We start from the raw sequence: 17,243 nt of genomic DNA, 5'->3' as shown, positions 1-17,243 counted from the left end.
TGAATAATAATGAAGGAAATAAAGGTAGCCGTAATAGCTCACGGCTTAGGAATGAGTAGAGGTTATAGTGGTGAAGGAAATGTCTATTACACGGTTTTTGAGATGTTAAAGGAAAGAAATATTGATTTTGTTGCTGTGAGTTTTTCTAAGCCTTATGATATTTCTATTCCTTCTATTTATTCGATTCCTTTCCACTTGACTAGATTCGATAAATATCAGAGACTTCTTGTTTATTTTTCGGCTAAAAAAGTAAAGCCAAAATTGTTCTTTAACGCATCTGGAATTCTTATTCCTTTGTCAAAAATAGCTCCTCATATAGTCTATGCAGGTGCGCCAGCAATTTCCTCTGTTCCTAGTAAGTACACACGGTCTCTATTTTGGAAACTTTATCTTTTGCCGTTCAAAGCAATTCTATCAAACATAAAGGATGAAGCAAAAAGAGCTAAAATCATTGCTAACTCATTTTATTCAGCTAAAGCCATTGCAGAAACTTTTGAAATTACTCAACCACAAGTAATATACCCGCCAGTAGATGTTGAATTTTTTTCAAAGGCTTACCATTTAGGATATAGAGAAAATATGTTCGTGACAATCGCTAGATTTGAAAGGGGAAAGATGATTGAAAACTCTTTAATTTTTTCGTCTATGAGTGGAATTAAAGGAGTTATAATTGGTAATTTGAATGATAGAAAATACTTTAACGAGTTAAGCAAACTTAAAGAGAAATTAAAGGTTGACGTAAAATTCTTGCCTAATTTACCAAGGGAAGAAGTTTTAAAGTATTTATCAAAGGCTAAAATTTATTTTCACCCTACTATAGGTGAACATTTTGGTATTCCTATTGTTGAAGCTATGGCTTCTGGTGTAATTCCTATTGTTCCTAAGGAGAGTGGAAGTAGTGAATTAGTTCCGGATTTTTCTTATCAAAATATTGAAGATGCAGTTAGGATAGCAAAGGATATACTTGTAAAAGATGTCTCAAATTTAAGTAAAGAAATGCATGAGATGGCTATGTCATTTCATAAAAACGTATTTAAGAAAAAAATACACGAGGTTATAAGTAATTATTTAATGTAACCATAATAATCTATACTCATGATTTATATAATAACTGGTGGTGCTGGGTATATTGGAAGTCATTTAACTGATTATCTTGTGGATAAAGGAGAAGTAATAGTTATTGATGATTTCTCTTACGGAAAATATATAAATGAGAAAGCCCTTTATGAGAAAATTGACTTAAGAAGGCATAATGATTTAAAGATACCTAAGGATTCAATTATTTTTCATTTAGCTGCTAATCCTGATGTAAGGACTTCTATGATTGATGTTGAAGAACATTTTGAAAGAGATGTTAAAGTTACTTTAAATGTATTAGAAATTGCTAGAAAAAATGATGCAAAAAAAGTGATTTTTGCATCATCCTCTACAGTTTATGGAGAGACTGATAAAATACCAACTCCAGAGAATGCAGAACTAAAGCCTATATCTAATTATGGCTTATATAAACTTCTTGGAGAACAAATGGTTGAATATTATTCGAGAGTTTATGGTATAACTGGTATTTCTGTTCGTTTAGCTAACGTAACTGGTGGAAGAGTTTCTCATGGAGTTATTTATGATTTTGTGCATAAACTATTAAAAAATAACAAAAAATTAGAAATACTAGGTAATGGAAAACAAAAGAAAAGTTATGTTTACATTTCTGATACAGTTGAGGGTTTTATTCTACTATCTGAAAAGGTTAATAGAGGATACGAGGTTTATAACCTAGGTAATGAAGATTGGATAACAGTAGATGAAATCGCAAAGATCGTAGAGGAAGAAATGAATGTTTCACCAGAACATATATACATTGACTCTGGTGATGGAAGGGGCTGGATAGGTGACGTTAGATTTATGTTATTGGACATAAAGAAAATTAAGGAATTAGGATGGAAACCTAAATATAGTTCAAGAGATGCTGTAAAACAAGCTGTGAGGGATTTATTAAATGGATTACGTAAAAATTAGATTATTAGGTTTAGGTTTGTTAATTCTTTCAGCCTTAGTTATTATTCTTGCCTTTGAGATAATATTTATAGGCTTACAGATAAAGTTAGGAAACATTAACATATCTGATTATTTTATTAAAGTTCTTAATTTCTTGATTATTTTAGGAGTTTTCGGATATTTAGGTTATGTTGGTTATGTGATGCTTAGTACTGGTAAAAGAAAATAGTTTAATTTAAATATTAGTCCTATTATTGATTTTTGTGGGCCCGTAGCTCAGCCAGGTAGAGCGGCGGGCTTTTAACCGCGCTGGGTCGCGGAAAGCGACCCGTAGGTCCCGGGTTCAAATCCCGGCGGGCCCGCGTATTTTATTCTCTTCCAGATTCATAACACATCTCCATAACACAATTAAGAGTCTTTTTGTATAGATCTTCTTCACTTTCATTCCAGTCATATTCATCTAGACATTTGTAAATCCAATCATAGTTTAAACATCTATATAGTTTATCCTTCTGTATTGTTTCCCAAATTTTTTTGGCTACATTATTAGCTTTTTCAGCATACGGTTTAGCTTCTTCAGCTATCTTATCTGGATGTTGTAACCAGTTTTCTACATATTCTACAGCCGTCTCAGCTATTTGGGCTGGGAAACCTAAATATATTAGCTTATTCTTAGCTTTTTTCGCGTTATTTACAGCTGTTAATTGTATATTAAAAGGTTCATTAATACCAAGTAATGATACGTAATCGTTAATACATGCATCAGTATATTTACTACATTTTGGTGAAGGATAAACACCAATAATACCAGAAGTATTTCCATTCGGATTATCATACTTTATTATCTCACCCACAAAACCTAACAATACTAATCCTTCACAACTATCACAGCAATTAACGTTAGAAAATATTGGTGCACCGATTGAAGTCTCATTTAAAGATATATACTTATTATTGTTCATATTATCTTCATACCATTTACATATTCCCTTATTAGGAATTTTCTGTCTACATAACCATGCCATGTCTGCATAAGTATTGTATGGTAAAATCATGATTCCCTTAATTCTTGGATTACTAAGTAATTGATTTATATTAGCTATATTATTAGCCTTAGCATAACATGTAATATTATTTAATGAGGATACCATACCAGCAAGTAAGGTTGGTGGTTTGCTAGATAAACCTACTAATTCATGCCTATAAAATAAAGATTCTAGTTGTAGTTGACCATGCCTTTTTATAAATGGATCGCCAGCATAACCTATAATAACCCATTGTAATGTTGATAATAATCCAGCTACTGTAGTCTTACTATTTAGTAATTCATCAAGTCCTATGGGTATATCTGCTGGTTGGCCATTTTGACTACACCAATAGAGTAATGGCGGATTTATAAAATTCTCAATATCTTTTTCTTTATATAGGGGTATTACACCGACTTTGACATTATTTTCCTTATACCATTTAAGCGTGTCTGAGTATATTTTAGTTGAGGCAAGAGAACCAGCTTGGCTAACGTAAAAATTGCCAGCCCTCCACCTCTCACTTATACCACCTATATAATAGTAGTTTCCTTCTACTGTTCTTATTAATACTCCTTGTCTAATAACTTGATATACATCATCTGTATCTGGAGCCACTCTTTCAGAAACTCCTAATGCTGGCATTATTGCGTAAGCGTTAGGATCGTGATTTCTCAGTAATTCATAAGCTTTAGATAAGCCTCTGCCAAAACATATTCTACAATATTCTTCAAAACTTACAACCTGAAGTATTTCTAATTGAGTTATAATATCTCCTACAACTTCCGACGTTTGATCAGCTATGTATATATATGCGTCTAAATCTTCTTTACTAAGATCTTGTACATCTTCTTCTTTTCCAATTAATACTTCTTCTTGTTGTTCTTGTTCACTCATTTTATCACCAATTAAGAAATTAAGTATATATAATGCACTGAGTTGAATAAAACTTTTCTAGTATTTATAGTATAAGAAGAGATTTGATTAGTAAATAGTAGTTCAAAATAAAAAAAAAAGAAGTAACATTTAATCTTAATTTTATATTTTCTAAGTCTCTATATATTATTTATATTTTCTTTATTAAAATTCTGATGAGACTATTTTATTTAATAAAAAGAAATAACATTTAACAGATCCTACCGCATAGCGTTCAGTAATAAATCTTTCGGTCAAAAAATTTTTCATACTTATATAAGCGTCGTTACTTAAGCATTAAATTAACATATTTATGCTCTCTATATGAAGATTGATTGAAAGAAAAGATTTATTATAATTATGTTGCAAAATATCCTAGAAATAATTTATACCTTCATGACGACACTATGAGTATGTCCAACAATTTCTCTCACCTTTTATAAACGGTAAGATTGAATTCACCGAACAAGCTTATTTTGCCTGAATTCCAAGGAAGTCTATCACTGAAATTCTGTGCTTTATACTTCTAAATACTTATTCTATCAAGATACGCTTCTGTTAACATGAAGAAGGAGATAAAGCCAGCATTAACACAAGTAGTACATTAACACATTCACTAGTAAAATCAAGTGCATAATAACTAGAATTTGTAAGATTATTCAATCTCCTCCAGTAGTAACGTATTTTTCGGAATATTCAAGAATAAGTAGCAAAAACCTTAGCAATATCCCAAAATTTAAGAGAAAAAGACTTTTATAACTTGGAACGGGGAAACATTAACCTTATGTATTGCTTTACCCAAGTAATCCCTCCTGTCTCTCTATAATGTATTACCAAATTCATCTAGTTCAAATTAAAAATATCGTAAGCTACTCTTTACCGAGTTATGAAAAAATATATTAACTTTTTCTTTTTTATAGTTAATCACGTGAAGTTTATATTTATAATTGGATTAATAATTTATTCGTTAACTTTTATAGTTCTCTGGTTTTATTTCCCCTTTTTATTTTTTCTTCTTTTTCTAATGGCATTATTATCTTTAGTCCCGCTGAAGGTTGTTTATGGGAAGCTTCAGAAGATATTTAATATTGATGGTATAGACGTTTATGTTGCTAAACTCCGTTATGTTAATGCTTATGCAATTAAGAGGTCTGTAATATTAGAGAATAGAATTCTTCGTGATTACGACATTTATAATTATGTCTTATATCATGAGATTGGCCATGCGAAAAATTATACTAACTGGAGGTATGTTAATACTCTTTCTGGTATATCCTTAGTATTAGGTTTACTTTCAGAAAATGAACTTGCTAAAATTACAAAACATCCTTATTTGTATAAACTTCATGTTCTTTTTAGTTTTCTTCTCTTTTATGTGTTTGTAATATCTTTGTTTCTTTTATTCATTTCTCTTAATCAGAATTACACTTTGACCCTTATTGTAGTTCTGTTTTTCTCCCTTCCATTTATTTTTTCCTTTGCATTTTTTAGTAATGGTAAATCTTTACAAACTTTCTTTTTTCTATTTATGTTTTTCTTATTAATTTCTGCAATAAGTGAGCCTATCCCTTTTGCTTTTCTTTATCTTTCATTTTATTACTACTTAATTTCTAGGGGCGTGGAAGAAATTATGGCCGATCTTTACTCAATAAGTGTTGAAAAAGAGATTTCATTGAATGGTGCTGTTAAATTTCTTAAGATTACACCGGGTCTAAGTGTTTATGCTAAGCTCATCTATTTTATTATTCCATTTTCTACTCATCCGCCTCGTGAGGTTAGAGTGTGGTTAATGACAAAAAGGTTAGCAAAAATAAAGAATGATAAGAATGTTTAAGTCCTTTAATTTTCCTTGTGAGTTTTATTATAATTATTCTCACTATTTCTCTGAGTGTGTTCATATTGTCATCTTTTAGGTATAAATTATTTACATAATTTTCCCTATAGAATTTAGCCTTCATATACAGAATACAAGCATCTTAATTTTATACCGACAGGACGACAATATGGAAATATAAGTTGTAGTCATCAGTTACCCAAGTACCCTTCTCACTGTCTAAGCTCATTAAATGTCCTCTCATCATGATCCCCCACGGAAAAAGAAACATACATACCCTTACTAGAAAATAAAAAACCAGTAAAAACTTACTTGTAGAAGGCTTCTTTATTCCTCTTCAAGTAAGTCCACATCTCACCAACAACATCCCTAGCCTTACTCCAAAGATCAACCAGTTTCTCATACTTCCTCTTACCATACCTCTTAATCCACGTAAAAACAGTACCCAAAGGTACATTCAAAACTCTAGAAATAATCATACTCATACCATTAGCATACATTTCTAATCTAAAGCTTTTTCCTCACACTCTTATCATAACGATGCTTAGAACCCTCAATAAACCTCATACCACAACTCCTACAAAGAAACTCCTACTTACCCTTCTTAACAACATGATTACTACCACAAGAAGGACAAGTAATATCCCTATAAACAAGCTTCCTACCCATAAGTAATACTCATTATACAAATAATTATAACTTCATGACGACGCTATGGACATACTCTGTAGTTTAATGATAACGCAATGTATAAGATCTAATGCTACGTATCTAATGTCATTCTCTAAATCAGCATTATTTTAATCAATCAATCTTTTCAAAATCTTTATCTTTAGTCAGTATAGGAAGTCCCATTTTTGGCGGGAGAAGATATTAAAATATCTACGAGATTTATGAATTTTCCATCCTCTTTTAACTTCTTATATATTCTAGAGGATTAATCCATTAATTCGAGTGAAGGGTATAATCTTAAACAGCCTTATAAAATCCAATTATTACATCTTCCTTAACTCTTCCAGACAGAAGTTCAAATACTGATAGAGAGCTTATGTATATCTCGTCTGCTTCCTCTACTATTTCCTTTATCTTCTCATTTCTTCTTAAATATTCAATAAGAGCTGATGTCTCTACTAAAAGCTTCATTTAGCTCTTTCCTCAAATCTTCTACGTTTTTCTCTAATATTTTTGCTTCATTTTCATCTAAAATTCCGAAAGATTTCTTATCTTTTATTTCTTATACTCTTAGACTCTTCTATTAATTTATCTATTATTTCACTAAAACTCTATCTCCTTTTATTTCTCTAACTTTTTATAAACGTCGTCTCTAATCATAATTGTTTTCATATATCCTACATAGTAATAAGTATTAATCGCTAACCTTAAATATCTCCTTCTTCTTAATTCTAACTACAGATGCCGCGGTAGTATAGCCCGGTCAAGCGCGTGCACCGAAAGTATGCAGGCCTTTCGAGCCTGTGACCCGGGTTCAAATCCCGGCCGCGGCACTGAAGGGGGAACACCCCCTTCAACTCCCAATTTCAATTTTTCGTAAGTTTCTACAATCTTATCTAAAGGACCAACATAATGTTCCTTTATCTCACCGTTTATCGTTTCCAACTTATAGACATAATACCGCCCTTTTCTTTCCCTTATTATCACATCACCATATTTGTATCTAGTCTTTTCTTTCGTCATTTTATCGCCCTAAATAACGATTGCCAATTTTGATTTATAAGCAATTGGCAAGCGTTAATTTTTGCCTAAACTATTGAAAGAGAAAATATTATGTTGTCTCAAGGAAGTAATGCTAAGTAAATAGTTAATTTCACAATTAGGTCGATTTATTTGAATTCGGTTTAGAAATAGTATTGGTACATTTAGTGAGTAATTGATTTCTTATATTAGCTAGTTTTAGTTCCTTCTTCGATGAGTTTTAAAACTAAAGAGAGAACAGTCTTAGTTTGGGATAAGTATATTTCAGCATCATATTTGGTATAAAGTAGCTCTGGTGGTATATTTCTTTCTTCATCACCATACATAGAGAATTCTCTCTCCTCTCTTAAAATTTTCTTGATATTGATGCCAATTCATCATTGTGAGCTCTAAACCATTCTGGGAATTTTTCACTTTCTTTTCTTAATATTGGCCCTACATCATGAGGTTCTATACCTACGAACCTAAGTGAAGCTTTTAGTAAAAGTTCAACAGCTTCTTGGCATTGTCTAACCACATAAGGATAATTACCTTTTTTCAAAGCCTCTTCTGCATGTTCAATTCTTTCTTTAGCTTGATTAATATAAGATCTAATCATATCTAGGTTATTCAATCTCAATCACGTCCCCAAATTTATAATTTGGCTTCAGATCCCAATACCATGCTCTATCGCTCAGCCAAACTCTTTTAGCTCCTAATTTTCTAAGCTCTTCAGAAATTCTATTTAACACTTTTTCCATGAAATTATCCTTATCATAAATAATTACAGCATCCTCAATCATATCTAGATAAAGGGGAGTAAAATGAATTGCTTCGTCTTTACTTTTAGTTATTGGCGATAAAGTTATATAGTATCCTTGATCTATGAGAGAGAAGTAAAGAATCAACAAGATCATAAGCTTTGTTAAATATTATCAAGCCTTTCAGGTCTATTCAATGGTAAAGATTCAAAGACAACTAATAAGTCAATATCACTGTCTTTTCTAGGATTTCCTCTTGCTACGCTTCCGTAAATTAAGAGAGAGACTAAGTTACTACCATAAAGGGATAAAAGTGCATCAAGTAATTTTTTACAACTTCATCATAGGGCTTTGGTAAGTTTTCAATTCCTTTTTTCACAATTGAGAACTGGAAAGAAAAAGATAAAAACCTATTTTAGTTTCTTATGTTTACATCTCTGGAAATTAACTATAAATAGATATTTTTCATTTATTATTTACGATTATATAACTTCTTTTTTCTTTTTCTTTTAAGTTTATGTTTGTTGAGAAATTCTAAAATAGGATGTTGTAAATACTAGCTTTTTTCCTAAAAATGTATGAAATTATACTAATCACAGTTTAAGTCATTTACTTACATAGATAAAATTTAGATCATGTAAATTGAGCGTTTAATAAATCTTTAGGTTAAAAATTTTGCATACTTATATAACTGAGTAATCGTCAAGGTATAAAATTAAGATATATATAAAGGTTGAAAGGAAAGATTTATACGCAAGTGCAAGAAAGGCGTAATTCATAGAGAAGTTATAGAAAGAATTTATTATCATAACGATATAATATATATACTAAATATACTTATTTTTAAGTTTTAGTATAAGTTTTAAATAATTTATAATTTGATTTAGAATTAAGAGAAAAAATTTATGGTGGTTTTACGTCTATTGCTGCTACTGGGCAAACATTTACACATGCCATGCAGAATATACAGGCTTGTTCATTTACTGGATCTGCCTTCTTCTCAGATGCTGGATGTCCGGGTGTATCATACCATTGGAATACATTTACTGGACAGGCATTTATGCATGAACCATCAGCAATACATAAGTCAAAATCTACACCAACAATAGTACCATGTATTCCCAAAACCTTCGGAGGCTCAACAGGACCATATACTTTATGTCCAGAATGTTCTCCTACAACCTGCCTATTAGTTCTGTAGTTCGGATCGATACCCATACAAATCCCCAATTACTAAATAGCATTAGTTTAAAATATTTTAATCCCCTAATATGTTCGGGATGTTACTTCACGTAACTTTAAAAACTCCTTTAGAGGATTGGATTTCTATAAATGACTGGTATAATAGTTCTGTTACAATTCTTGATATAAGGCAGGATAGAGAAGGATATAGAATTTTAGTTGAATATAAAGGAAAAGAAAAGCAGTTTCTTTCGTCTTTCACTAGGGTTTCTAAGAACAGTTATCTAGGTACAATGCAAGTTAATTCAAAGATTATTTCGATTCTTTCAAAATATACTATAACTCAAGGGAACATTTTGCCTGACTCAATAGTTTGGACTGTTATAGTTGATGGTTATCAAGAATTAAAGAGGCTATTGAAGGAGTTTGTTGACATGAAGATCGATGTAAAAGTACTAAAGGTTGTTAAAGCTAAAACAGATTCTATTGTAACAGCGAGGCAAGAACAAATAGTTAAAATTGCTCTTGAAGCTGGTTTTTACGATTTTCCCAGAAGGATTACTTTAACTCAATTAGCTGAGAAGTTAAATATTAGCTCTTCTACTTTAGCTGAAATTTTAAGGAGAGCTGAAAAGAACATTATTGAGGCTTACTTTAAGGAGAGAGGATTATGAAGCATGGAGGAGTTAAATGGGATAAAGAAGGTCCAGAAAGTATTAATGACTTTAGTGTTAATCTTAATCCTTTGGGGAGTTTGCCTATAATTGAAGAGCTAATACGTGAAGCCATACATAAAAAAGTTTACAAATATTATCCTCCAGAGGATTATAGGAAATTAAAGGAGTTTATAGCAGAGCTTTATAATATCGATATAGACTTAATTGGAGTCTTCAATGGTTCTTCTGAAGCTATTAAGTTGATTGACAAAAAATGTAATGTACCGGAACCAAATTTTTCTGAATATAAAAGAGGGTCAAGCTATTTCGCTATTGAAAAAGGTAATACATTTGAGTACTTCTTATCTGGAGATTGTGTTATAACTAGTAATCCAGTTAATCCTACTGGAAGTTTTATAAAAGAGAATGAAATCTTAAATTTTCTATCTTTAGGAAGGGAATTGATACTAGACGAATCCTTTATCGATATTAGTCTTGTTTCTAGTTCTATTAAATATACAAGAGATTACGCTAATCTTTTAATTATATCTTCATTTACAAAATCTCTTTCAATACCCGGTTTAAGATTAGGGTTTACAATAGGCAAGGAATCAATAAAGTTAGAGGAAAAAGCACCTCCATGGAGGATAAATAGCGTTGTATACTACGTATTCACTAATTTGAATCCTAAGGAAGTTAAAGATTTTCTAAAAAAATCTAGGAAAGAAGTCAAACGACTTATAGATGATCTCAAAAATGTTAAAGTTAAGTTTAAAATTTATGATACTGTTGCACCATATTTTCTTGTTGAATTTCCTATATCGGCAAGTAAGGTAAATCAAATTCTTAGGAAGTATGGATATCAGATAAGGGAGCCTTATGGTTTCTTAGGTTTAAGAGAAACTCATGGTAGAATTTCTTTAAAAAATGATTTTAAAGACTTATTATTACTGATTGATAAGATTCTCGAGTGCGAAAAACTTTATTAATCATTACTTTTTAGTAGTTATTTGTGTTAGAAAAAGTTATAAAATATACTATTGTTGGTGGCTTAGGTACTATAGTTAATGAAGGAGTATTATTGTTAACTAAGGCTTATATACCTATTGCTATATCTTTGGCTTTAGCTATTGAAGTCTCAATACTTTTCAACTTTATACTTAATGATGTATGGACTTTCCGTGAAATGAGAAAAGGAAAGATTGTAACTAGAATGTGGAAATTTCACGTGTCTTCTTTAGTAGGTGGTATAGTTCAATATGTAATAGTTATAGGGCTAGTTGTATTACTAATTCATTATGGTAATATTACTCAATTACTCTTCCTATTATTTTTCTCAACTTTACATTTATCCTCAATTTATCTAGCAGCAATTAACTTCCTAGGAATAATTGGAGGCTTTGGGGTTAGATTTGTCTTAAGTATAAAATACGTTTGGGGTTAGATTAAGGTTTTACAGTATAATAAATTCTCTTCTTTCCTTTTCCCCTATTTTCAACCTTTATTGGAACTATTTCCCCTATTTCAGAAGTGTTAGAGACATGTGGTCCTCCATCTGCTTGGATATCAATTCCTTCTATTTCGACAATTCTCCATAAGTCAATATTTGGTGGCATCTTCTCAGCTAACTTCACAATTCCAGGTATTTTTAATGCTTCTTCTCTTTTTAAAAAGTATATTTTCACTGGTATACTCTTTTTAGCGATTTCGTTAGCCTCTTTCACTATCTCAAGAAGCTTGTTTTTATCATCAACGTCAAAGTCATCTTTGGCATACTCTGGCGAAATATTTCCTCCAGTTACTTTAGCATTATACTTAGAATACGCTATTGAAGCTATTATGTGAGAGGCTGTATGTAATCTCATCATTTTATATCTTCTTCCCCAATCTATTATTCCAGTAATCTCATCACCAACTTTGAATGGAATTGATGAGACTTCATGAGCAACATCGTTGTCAACTTCTTTTACGTTTGTAACTTCTACTTTTCCACCATTAAATGATAAGAAACCTTTATCATTTTCTACTCCTCCGCCACCAGGGTAGAAGGCTGTCTTATCAAGGAATACGAGATTTCCTTCAATCTTGGTTATTTTTGCTTTAAATTCCTTAATATAACAATCAGTTAAGTATAACTTTTCAACCATACTATAATATTTCATAAGGATTTTTTAAGCGTAATTATGTAAGTACCAAAATTCTCAGAAAATGATACTGAGTTAGGATCAACTTGACTTGGTAATTTGATTACTTTTATTACGTTATTATTCTCTTTATCGAAAAGATAAATCCCTTGATTATCAGCCTTAACTAATAAGTTTTCTGTTTTTATGTTCCTTCCTCTAAGGTCAACTAATACTTTTAAAAGGTTATCAGTAATAAGTATATCAACATCTGGATCTTCACTAAAGGTTGGCATACTAAATATTTTATTGGTTACCCTTATTTTTAAACCTATATTACGGGTAAAACCGCTTTATAAGACTAACGTGCCAAGATATAAATTGCCCATGTTAGGAAAAGAAGACTTCCAAAAGATATGGGCTGGAAACGAAAAAGTAAAAATACCAAAGAGTAAAGAGCCCTTAAAATATAGGTTAATTCAAGCTCAATATAAGATTAGGTCAATGATAAGTAGATTAGACTCTTACATTGCTAAAATGCAAGAAAGAGATAGGACATTGTTCGAAAGAGTTGTAGAGGCACAAATGAGTAAAGATCATACAAGAGCAGCAATGTATGCTAATGAAGTTGCTGAAATAAGAAAAATAACTAAGCAGTTAATAACTACACAGATTGCATTAGAGCAAGTAGAATTAAGACTTGAAACTGTTGGTGAATTAGGTGACATTTACGTAAACTTAATACCAGTAATGGGAGTAATTAGTGAGTTAAAGACTGCACTAAAGGGAGTAATGCCAGAATTATCAATTGAACTTGGTGAATTAGGTGATAGTTTACAAGAAGTTGTAATAGAAGCTGGAGAATTCAGTGGTGTTGGAGGAGTGGGTGTAACATCTTCTCCAGAAGCAAGAAAGATCTTAGAAGAAGCATCAATGATAGCAGAACAGAAGATGAAGGAGCAATTCCCAGAGCTACCAGCTGGAGGATTGGCCTCCTCTCAAAAATCATAAACTTTCTTCCCACATTTTTAAATTTCTCATTTTTCTTTTTTATATTATGGCTCAAGATTTTAATGTAACTCCTTGGGAAGTAAAAGGAAAAGTTGATTATGATAAGCTAATTGTCCAATTTGGTACTCAAAAAATAACTCCAGAATTAAAGGAGAAAATAAAGAACTTAATACATGATGAATTACATGTTATGTTAAGAAGGGATGTTTTCTTCTCTCATAGAGATTTAGATCTAATTTTGAAAGATTATCAGGAAGGAAAAGGATTCTTTTTATATACTGGTAGAGCCCCTTCATTAGGTATGCATATCGGTCATCTTATTCCTTTTATTTTCACAAAATGGTTACAAGATAAATTTAATGTGAATTTATATATAGAAGTTACTGATGATGAAAAATTCATGAGAAACCCAGAATATACATTGGATCAAACTAGGCAATGGGCTTATGATAACATTTTAGATATAATAGCAGTAGGATTTAACCCAGACAAAACCTTCATTTTTCAAGATACTGAATACATAAGAAATATGTATCCTATAGCTATAAAAATTGCTAAAAAATTAACTTTTTCAGAAGTGAGAGCTACTTTTGGTTTAGATACTTCTTCAAATATAGGAATTATATGGTATCCAGCATTACAAATAGCTCCAACTATGTTTGAAAAGAAAAGATGTTTAATACCAGCTGGTATTGATCAAGATCCCTATTGGAGGCTACAAAGGGATATTGCTGAAAGCCTTGGATATTACAAAGCAGCACAAATTCATAGCAAATTTATTCCTCCTTTAACTGGCCCAGAGGGTAAAATGAGCTCTTCGCAACCGGAGACTGCAATATATTTAACTGATGATCCGAAGACTGTTGAAAGGAAAATAATGAAGTATGCTTTTTCTGGCGGTCAACCCACAATAGAGTTACACAGAAAATATGGTGGAAACCCAGATATTGATGTGTCTTTTCAATGGTTATATATGTTCTTCGAGCCAGATGATAATAAAATAAAGAAGATAGAAGAGGACTATAGATCCGGTGCACTATTGAGTGGAGAGTTAAAGCAAATACTAATTGAAAAACTTAATGACTTCCTTGAACAACATAGGCAAAAAAGAGAAGAGGCAAAGAAATTGGTTAATGTCTTTAAATACGAGGGAGAATTAGCTAGGGAGATGTGGAAGAAGATTCACGAATAGCTTTATATTTTTTGAGATAATAAACTATCAGATTCGTAGATCTGTTTAATTTCTTTGCGATTTCGTAGATTGATTTATTTTCTCTATACATTCTCAGGATTTCTTCTATTTCTTCTTTGGTAATTCTTTTTATTCTTTTACCTAAGTTATGTTCTTTTAAGATTCTGAGTACTGTAGTTTCATTCATGTTTAGTTCTTTGCTGATTTTTCTTGCACTATATCCTTGTTTTGCTAGTTCTATTATTTTTTCCACAGTTTCCTTTGGGACTTTATTTCTCATCCTTACTCCCTCTTTAATTAATATATTCCTCACTTTTCCGTAACTCATCTTTAACTCATTTGAGATTTCTCTGATAGTACGGCCGGAATTATACATTTCGACAATTCTTTCTATAACTTCTTTTTCAGTCACATTTTAAAATCACTTAAAGCTTAAAAATAAACTTTTTTCCATATTCAGTTATGATAAAGATTGGAACTTGTGGATTTACTTATAAGCATTTCAATTATTTTGATGTTGTTGAAGTTCAACAAACTTTTTATGATGTTGTAAGTGAAGAGACATTAAATAAATGGAGAAAACAAGGCAAAAATATAGAATTTACTATAAAAGCTTTACAAGTTATAACTCATGAATATAACAGAACTACATATAAGAAGATGAAGAGCGATTTTGGTAATAAAGAGAATTTCGGTTTTTTCAAACCAACGAAAGAGGTTTTTGAAGCTTACGAAGTCACCTTAAAAGAAGCAAAAATACTTAACGCTAAAGTTATAATATTTCAAACCCCTTCTTCCTTTTTGCCTACTGAAGAAAATGTAAAAAATTTGAAAAATTTCTTTAGCTCTACTGATCCTTCCTTCATTTACGGTTGGGAGCCTCGAGGAGAGGAATGGTATAAGGGTGATTTGTTATCAAAAATATTTAGTGAATTAAATATTATTCATGTTGTTGATCCTTTTAGACATATCTCACTTACTAAAAAGAAATATTATAGGCTTCATGGAATAGGAAAAGGTGAAGTGAACTACTCATATAAATATACTGATGAAGATCTGAAAAAACTAGCTGAAATTGTAATGCAAGAAAAAGAAGATGTATATGTTTTATTTAACAATATCTACTCTTTTGACGATGCCTTAAGATTTAAAAAATTGATAAAAGACTTAAATATGCAATGAATATTTTTTATGATTATGCACTTGGTATAATAATGGGGTTATCAATAGCTGCTCCTCCTGGTCCAATTAATGCAATGATGGCTCATGAGTCAGTAAAGTCATCTTTTCATGGAACTGCAGTTGGAGCTGGAGCAATGACAGCTGATTTTATATTTTTCTGGGTATCTCTCTTTTTTAAAAGTTTAATTCCTCAATCTATTTTAGTAATATTCTATTTTATAGGAGGAGCTTATATGTTATATTTGGCTTATGGTGTTTTAAAGATTAAAGGATTTAAAACTACTATTAAGGGGAGTTATATAAAAGGACTAACTACTGCTTTAGTAAATCCATATCAGATTAGTTGGTGGATAGCTTTTGGAATTCCTATGCTTCAACAGTTTTCGATTTTTATAGCTCCAGGATTCTTTACTGGAATAATAATTTGGATATTTTTATTTCCAAAGTTAATTAATAAAATTGGAGAGAATTACGTAGTTGCTGTTAAAATGTTCTCATTCGTAGTGCTTTTAGCTTTCGGTATTTATATATTATACCAAGGTATTCATGCAATCAAAATCTGAAATAAGGGAAAAGATTTGGAAATTACTTGAAGAAACCAATATTGCTTCTTTTCCTAGACCTGTTTTTAGTAGAATTCCTAACTTTAAAGGAGCAGATGAAGCTGCAAGAAAACTAGCCGAGACTAAAGAATTTACAAAGGCAAAAATAGTTAAAGTAAATCCAGATTCTCCTCAAAGACCAGTCAGAGAGTTAGTATTAAAGAGTGGTAAGTTACTTATTGTTCCAACCCCTAGGTTAAAAGGAGAATTTTATTTGTTAGATCCTAATAAAATTGACAACATTAAAGACGCAACAAAAATAAGTGGATTTTTCAAGTACGGAGAAGTTGTCGACTTATACTCTATACCAAAAGTTGATTTGATAGTTGCTGGATCTGTAGCAGTTACTTTAACTGGGGATAGAGTTGGAAAGGGGGAAGGATATAGTGAATTAGAGTTTGCTATATTAAGAGAATTAGGTAAAGTTGATGAGTATACTCCTATTGCTACTACTGTTCATGATGTTCAAATTGTTGATTTTATTCCTGCTGAGCCTTATGATGTACCAGTTGATATAATAACTACTCCGACTAAAGTTATATATACAAAAAGATCAAGAGAAAAACCTAAAGGAATTTACCTTGAATATTTAACTAAGGAGAAAATAGAAGAAACTCCATTTTTAAAGAAGTATTTAGCTCAGAGAGGATATAAGCTGTTTTAATTCATTACATAATTCATTAGCTTTTTTCTCTAATTTGGCTCTTATTTCATCTCTGTTAACATAATACATGAACTTTGGTCTTCCTCCTTTATTATTACCACTTTTCTCTTTTTCAATTAGTCCCGCATCTGAAAGTTTTTTAAGAATTAAACTCGCTCTACTTTTGCTAATTCCTAATTCACTAGAAATTGTATCAACATTCTTTCCTTCTTTACTCTCCATTATTTTCAGAAAAGCTTCAATTTCGGCCTCAGAAAGCCCATAAGCAACAGCAAGGAACCTTTTGAAAATTACGCTTTTTTCAGTAATTTCAATACTCATTTTATACCACCTATCATCTTTAATATTAAATAAACTATTTTTTAAATTTAACTACTATTCTGACTAATAACTTTTTTATACTTTATTCGTA

23 protein-coding genes, 2 tRNA genes and 2 pseudogenes are annotated in these 17,243 nt (G+C 31.0%); 14 read left to right on the top strand and 13 right to left on the bottom strand.

Annotation, left to right across the window (positions count from 1 at the left end; all coding sequences use genetic code 11):
- The first annotated feature begins 9 nt into the window (after positions 1-9).
- From ACAM25_RS05730 to ACAM25_RS05715, 4 genes are all read left to right on the top strand, one after another.
- Positions 10-1,077: a glycosyltransferase family 4 protein gene (locus ACAM25_RS05730; protein WP_369611366.1), complete on the top strand. Its 1,068-nt coding sequence runs from the start codon at positions 10-12 to the stop codon at positions 1,075-1,077.
- Positions 1,078-1,098: 21 nt separating this feature from the next.
- Entirely contained in the window at positions 1,099-2,013 is a 915-nt protein-coding gene (locus ACAM25_RS05725; protein WP_369611613.1) for an NAD-dependent epimerase/dehydratase family protein, read from the top strand.
- Positions 1,994-2,221 (top strand): hypothetical protein, encoded by a 228-nt coding sequence (locus ACAM25_RS05720; RefSeq protein WP_369611365.1) that lies wholly within the window; start codon positions 1,994-1,996, stop codon positions 2,219-2,221. Before ACAM25_RS05725 ends, ACAM25_RS05720 begins: the two co-directional genes overlap by 20 nt.
- A 36-nt stretch (positions 2,222-2,257) precedes the next feature.
- Positions 2,258-2,354: transfer RNA gene (locus ACAM25_RS05715), tRNA-Lys, on the top strand.
- Positions 2,355-2,360: 6 nt separating this feature from the next.
- Here the strand turns inward: ACAM25_RS05715 and ACAM25_RS05710 are convergent.
- The gene (locus ACAM25_RS05710) at positions 2,361-3,914 is read right to left on the bottom strand and encodes a hypothetical protein (RefSeq protein WP_369611364.1); all 1,554 of its coding nucleotides are present in this window, start codon (positions 3,912-3,914) and stop codon (positions 2,361-2,363) included.
- A 946-nt stretch (positions 3,915-4,860) separates the two neighbouring features.
- On the opposite strand from ACAM25_RS05710, the gene ACAM25_RS05705 reads away from it, so the two are divergent.
- Positions 4,861-5,766 carry a hypothetical protein gene (locus ACAM25_RS05705; RefSeq protein WP_369611363.1) on the top strand — a complete coding sequence of 302 codons (906 nt, stop codon included), beginning with the start codon at positions 4,861-4,863 and terminating at the stop codon, positions 5,764-5,766.
- A gap of 172 nt (positions 5,767-5,938) precedes the next feature.
- Here the strand turns inward: ACAM25_RS05705 and ACAM25_RS05700 are convergent.
- Positions 5,939-6,435: pseudogene (locus tag ACAM25_RS05700) on the bottom strand (IS1 family transposase); the annotation flags it as partial.
- Positions 6,436-6,735: 300 nt separating this feature from the next.
- A complete protein-coding gene (locus ACAM25_RS05695) occupies positions 6,736-6,909 on the bottom strand; it encodes a hypothetical protein (protein ID WP_369611362.1) in 174 nt (57 codons plus the stop codon).
- Between the two features lie 272 nt (positions 6,910-7,181).
- On the opposite strand from ACAM25_RS05695, the gene ACAM25_RS05690 reads away from it, so the two are divergent.
- Positions 7,182-7,271 (top strand) — tRNA-Glu (locus ACAM25_RS05690).
- A 31-nt stretch (positions 7,272-7,302) separates the two neighbouring features.
- On the opposite strand, the pseudogene ACAM25_RS05685 reads toward ACAM25_RS05690, so the two are convergent.
- The 6 genes and pseudogenes from ACAM25_RS05685 to zfx1 form a co-directional block, all read right to left on the bottom strand.
- Positions 7,303-7,461, bottom strand: a pseudogene (locus tag ACAM25_RS05685) (putative integrase); the annotation flags it as partial.
- Between the two features lie 206 nt (positions 7,462-7,667).
- On the bottom strand, positions 7,668-7,805 hold the full coding sequence (locus ACAM25_RS05680; protein WP_369611361.1) for a hypothetical protein: 138 nt from the start codon (positions 7,803-7,805) through the stop codon (positions 7,668-7,670).
- Between the two features lie 20 nt (positions 7,806-7,825).
- Positions 7,826-8,092 (bottom strand): HEPN domain-containing protein, encoded by a 267-nt coding sequence (locus tag ACAM25_RS05675; RefSeq protein ID WP_369611360.1) that lies wholly within the window; start codon positions 8,090-8,092, stop codon positions 7,826-7,828.
- Positions 8,085-8,375 (bottom strand): hypothetical protein, encoded by a 291-nt coding sequence (locus ACAM25_RS05670; RefSeq protein ID WP_369611359.1) that lies wholly within the window; start codon positions 8,373-8,375, stop codon positions 8,085-8,087. The genes ACAM25_RS05675 and ACAM25_RS05670 overlap by 8 nt, the downstream gene beginning before the upstream one ends.
- Positions 8,376-8,383: 8 nt before the next feature.
- Entirely contained in the window at positions 8,384-8,494 is a 111-nt protein-coding gene (locus tag ACAM25_RS05665) for a nucleotidyltransferase domain-containing protein (RefSeq protein WP_369611612.1), read from the bottom strand.
- A gap of 628 nt (positions 8,495-9,122) precedes the next feature.
- Positions 9,123-9,437, bottom strand: a complete 315-nt coding sequence (zfx1, locus tag ACAM25_RS05660) for a zinc-containing ferredoxin Zfx1 (RefSeq protein ID WP_010978102.1) — start codon at positions 9,435-9,437, stop codon at positions 9,123-9,125.
- Between the two features lie 62 nt (positions 9,438-9,499).
- On the opposite strand from zfx1, the gene ACAM25_RS05655 reads away from it, so the two are divergent.
- Genes ACAM25_RS05655 through ACAM25_RS05645 form a run of 3 tightly spaced genes read left to right on the top strand, consistent with a single transcriptional unit; the run spans position 9,500 to position 11,501 of the window.
- Positions 9,500-10,075, top strand: coding sequence for a helix-turn-helix domain-containing protein (locus tag ACAM25_RS05655; RefSeq protein ID WP_369611358.1), 576 nt, complete (start codon positions 9,500-9,502; stop codon positions 10,073-10,075).
- Positions 10,072-11,046, top strand: a complete 975-nt coding sequence (locus ACAM25_RS05650) for an aminotransferase class I/II-fold pyridoxal phosphate-dependent enzyme (protein WP_369611357.1) — start codon at positions 10,072-10,074, stop codon at positions 11,044-11,046. The genes ACAM25_RS05655 and ACAM25_RS05650 overlap by 4 nt, the downstream gene beginning before the upstream one ends.
- Positions 11,047-11,069: 23 nt before the next feature.
- Positions 11,070-11,501: a GtrA family protein gene (locus ACAM25_RS05645; protein ID WP_369611356.1), complete on the top strand. Its 432-nt coding sequence runs from the start codon at positions 11,070-11,072 to the stop codon at positions 11,499-11,501.
- 1 nt (position 11,502) lies between these two features.
- On the opposite strand, the gene alaXM is transcribed toward ACAM25_RS05645, so the two are convergent.
- Entirely contained in the window at positions 11,503-12,204 is a 702-nt protein-coding gene (gene alaXM / locus ACAM25_RS05640; RefSeq protein ID WP_369611355.1) for an alanyl-tRNA editing protein AlaXM, read from the bottom strand.
- Between the two features lie 11 nt (positions 12,205-12,215).
- Positions 12,216-12,476: a hypothetical protein gene (locus ACAM25_RS05635; protein WP_369611712.1), complete on the bottom strand. Its 261-nt coding sequence runs from the start codon at positions 12,474-12,476 to the stop codon at positions 12,216-12,218.
- Here ACAM25_RS05635 and cdvB1/B2 point away from each other — a divergent pair.
- Both cdvB1/B2 and ACAM25_RS05625 read left to right on the top strand, forming a co-directional pair.
- Complete coding sequence (cdvB1/B2, locus tag ACAM25_RS05630) at positions 12,436-13,191, top strand: cell division protein CdvB1/B2 (RefSeq protein ID WP_369611611.1); 756 nt, start codon at positions 12,436-12,438, stop codon at positions 13,189-13,191. The two genes, ACAM25_RS05635 and cdvB1/B2, sit on opposite strands and share 41 nt — an antisense overlap.
- A 46-nt stretch (positions 13,192-13,237) precedes the next feature.
- A complete protein-coding gene (locus ACAM25_RS05625) occupies positions 13,238-14,383 on the top strand; it encodes a tryptophan--tRNA ligase (RefSeq protein WP_369611354.1) in 1,146 nt (381 codons plus the stop codon).
- Here ACAM25_RS05625 and cbp1 read toward each other — a convergent pair.
- A complete protein-coding gene (cbp1, locus tag ACAM25_RS05620) occupies positions 14,352-14,795 on the bottom strand; it encodes a CRISPR DNA repeat-binding protein Cbp1 (RefSeq protein WP_369611353.1) in 444 nt (147 codons plus the stop codon). The two genes, ACAM25_RS05625 and cbp1, sit on opposite strands and share 32 nt — an antisense overlap.
- A gap of 50 nt (positions 14,796-14,845) precedes the next feature.
- On the opposite strand from cbp1, the gene ACAM25_RS05615 reads away from it, so the two are divergent.
- The 3 genes from ACAM25_RS05615 to ACAM25_RS05605 are packed head-to-tail and all read left to right on the top strand — an operon-like array spanning position 14,846 to position 16,831.
- Positions 14,846-15,565 (top strand): DUF72 domain-containing protein, encoded by a 720-nt coding sequence (locus ACAM25_RS05615; protein WP_369611352.1) that lies wholly within the window; start codon positions 14,846-14,848, stop codon positions 15,563-15,565.
- A complete protein-coding gene (locus ACAM25_RS05610; protein WP_369611351.1) occupies positions 15,562-16,128 on the top strand; it encodes a LysE family translocator in 567 nt (188 codons plus the stop codon). Before ACAM25_RS05615 ends, ACAM25_RS05610 begins: the two co-directional genes overlap by 4 nt.
- Complete coding sequence (locus tag ACAM25_RS05605) at positions 16,112-16,831, top strand: 5-formyltetrahydrofolate cyclo-ligase (protein WP_369611350.1); 720 nt, start codon at positions 16,112-16,114, stop codon at positions 16,829-16,831. The genes ACAM25_RS05610 and ACAM25_RS05605 overlap by 17 nt, the downstream gene beginning before the upstream one ends.
- Here the strand turns inward: ACAM25_RS05605 and ACAM25_RS05600 are convergent.
- Positions 16,802-17,152: a helix-turn-helix domain-containing protein gene (locus ACAM25_RS05600; protein ID WP_369611349.1), complete on the bottom strand. Its 351-nt coding sequence runs from the start codon at positions 17,150-17,152 to the stop codon at positions 16,802-16,804. The genes ACAM25_RS05605 and ACAM25_RS05600 overlap by 30 nt on opposite strands.
- Positions 17,153-17,243: the final 91 nt, after the last annotated feature.

The organism is Sulfurisphaera javensis, assembly GCF_041154675.1.
In the GTDB taxonomy this organism is placed as follows: Archaea; Thermoproteota; Thermoprotei_A; order Sulfolobales; family Sulfolobaceae; genus Sulfurisphaera; species Sulfurisphaera javensis.
This window is presented reverse-complemented; position numbering and strand designations above follow the sequence as displayed.

Excerpts from the sequence above, each read along its gene's own strand:
- ACAM25_RS05730 (WP_369611366.1), top strand. The coding sequence starts at position 10 with ATGAAGGAAATAAAGGTAGCCGTAATAGCTCACGGCTTAGGAATGAGT.
- ACAM25_RS05720 (WP_369611365.1), top strand. The coding sequence starts at position 1,994 with ATGGATTACGTAAAAATTAGATTATTAGGTTTAGGTTTGTTAATTCTT.
- ACAM25_RS05710 (WP_369611364.1), bottom strand. The coding sequence starts at position 3,914 with ATGAGTGAACAAGAACAACAAGAAGAAGTATTAATTGGAAAAGAAGAA.
- ACAM25_RS05695 (WP_369611362.1), bottom strand. The coding sequence starts at position 6,909 with ATGAAGCTTTTAGTAGAGACATCAGCTCTTATTGAATATTTAAGAAGA.
- ACAM25_RS05680 (WP_369611361.1), bottom strand. The coding sequence starts at position 7,805 with ATGTATGGTGATGAAGAAAGAAATATACCACCAGAGCTACTTTATACC.
- ACAM25_RS05670 (WP_369611359.1), bottom strand. The coding sequence starts at position 8,375 with ATGATCTTGTTGATTCTTTACTTCTCTCTCATAGATCAAGGATACTAT.
- zfx1 (WP_010978102.1), bottom strand. The coding sequence starts at position 9,437 with ATGGGTATCGATCCGAACTACAGAACTAATAGGCAGGTTGTAGGAGAA.
- ACAM25_RS05655 (WP_369611358.1), top strand. The coding sequence starts at position 9,500 with ATGTTACTTCACGTAACTTTAAAAACTCCTTTAGAGGATTGGATTTCT.
- ACAM25_RS05650 (WP_369611357.1), top strand. The coding sequence starts at position 10,072 with ATGAAGCATGGAGGAGTTAAATGGGATAAAGAAGGTCCAGAAAGTATT.
- alaXM (WP_369611355.1), bottom strand. The coding sequence starts at position 12,204 with ATGGTTGAAAAGTTATACTTAACTGATTGTTATATTAAGGAATTTAAA.
- ACAM25_RS05635 (WP_369611712.1), bottom strand. The coding sequence starts at position 12,476 with ATGCCAACCTTTAGTGAAGATCCAGATGTTGATATACTTATTACTGAT.
- ACAM25_RS05625 (WP_369611354.1), top strand. The coding sequence starts at position 13,238 with ATGGCTCAAGATTTTAATGTAACTCCTTGGGAAGTAAAAGGAAAAGTT.
- ACAM25_RS05615 (WP_369611352.1), top strand. The coding sequence starts at position 14,846 with ATGATAAAGATTGGAACTTGTGGATTTACTTATAAGCATTTCAATTAT.
- ACAM25_RS05610 (WP_369611351.1), top strand. The coding sequence starts at position 15,562 with ATGAATATTTTTTATGATTATGCACTTGGTATAATAATGGGGTTATCA.
- ACAM25_RS05605 (WP_369611350.1), top strand. The coding sequence starts at position 16,112 with ATGCAATCAAAATCTGAAATAAGGGAAAAGATTTGGAAATTACTTGAA.
- ACAM25_RS05600 (WP_369611349.1), bottom strand. The coding sequence starts at position 17,152 with ATGAGTATTGAAATTACTGAAAAAAGCGTAATTTTCAAAAGGTTCCTT.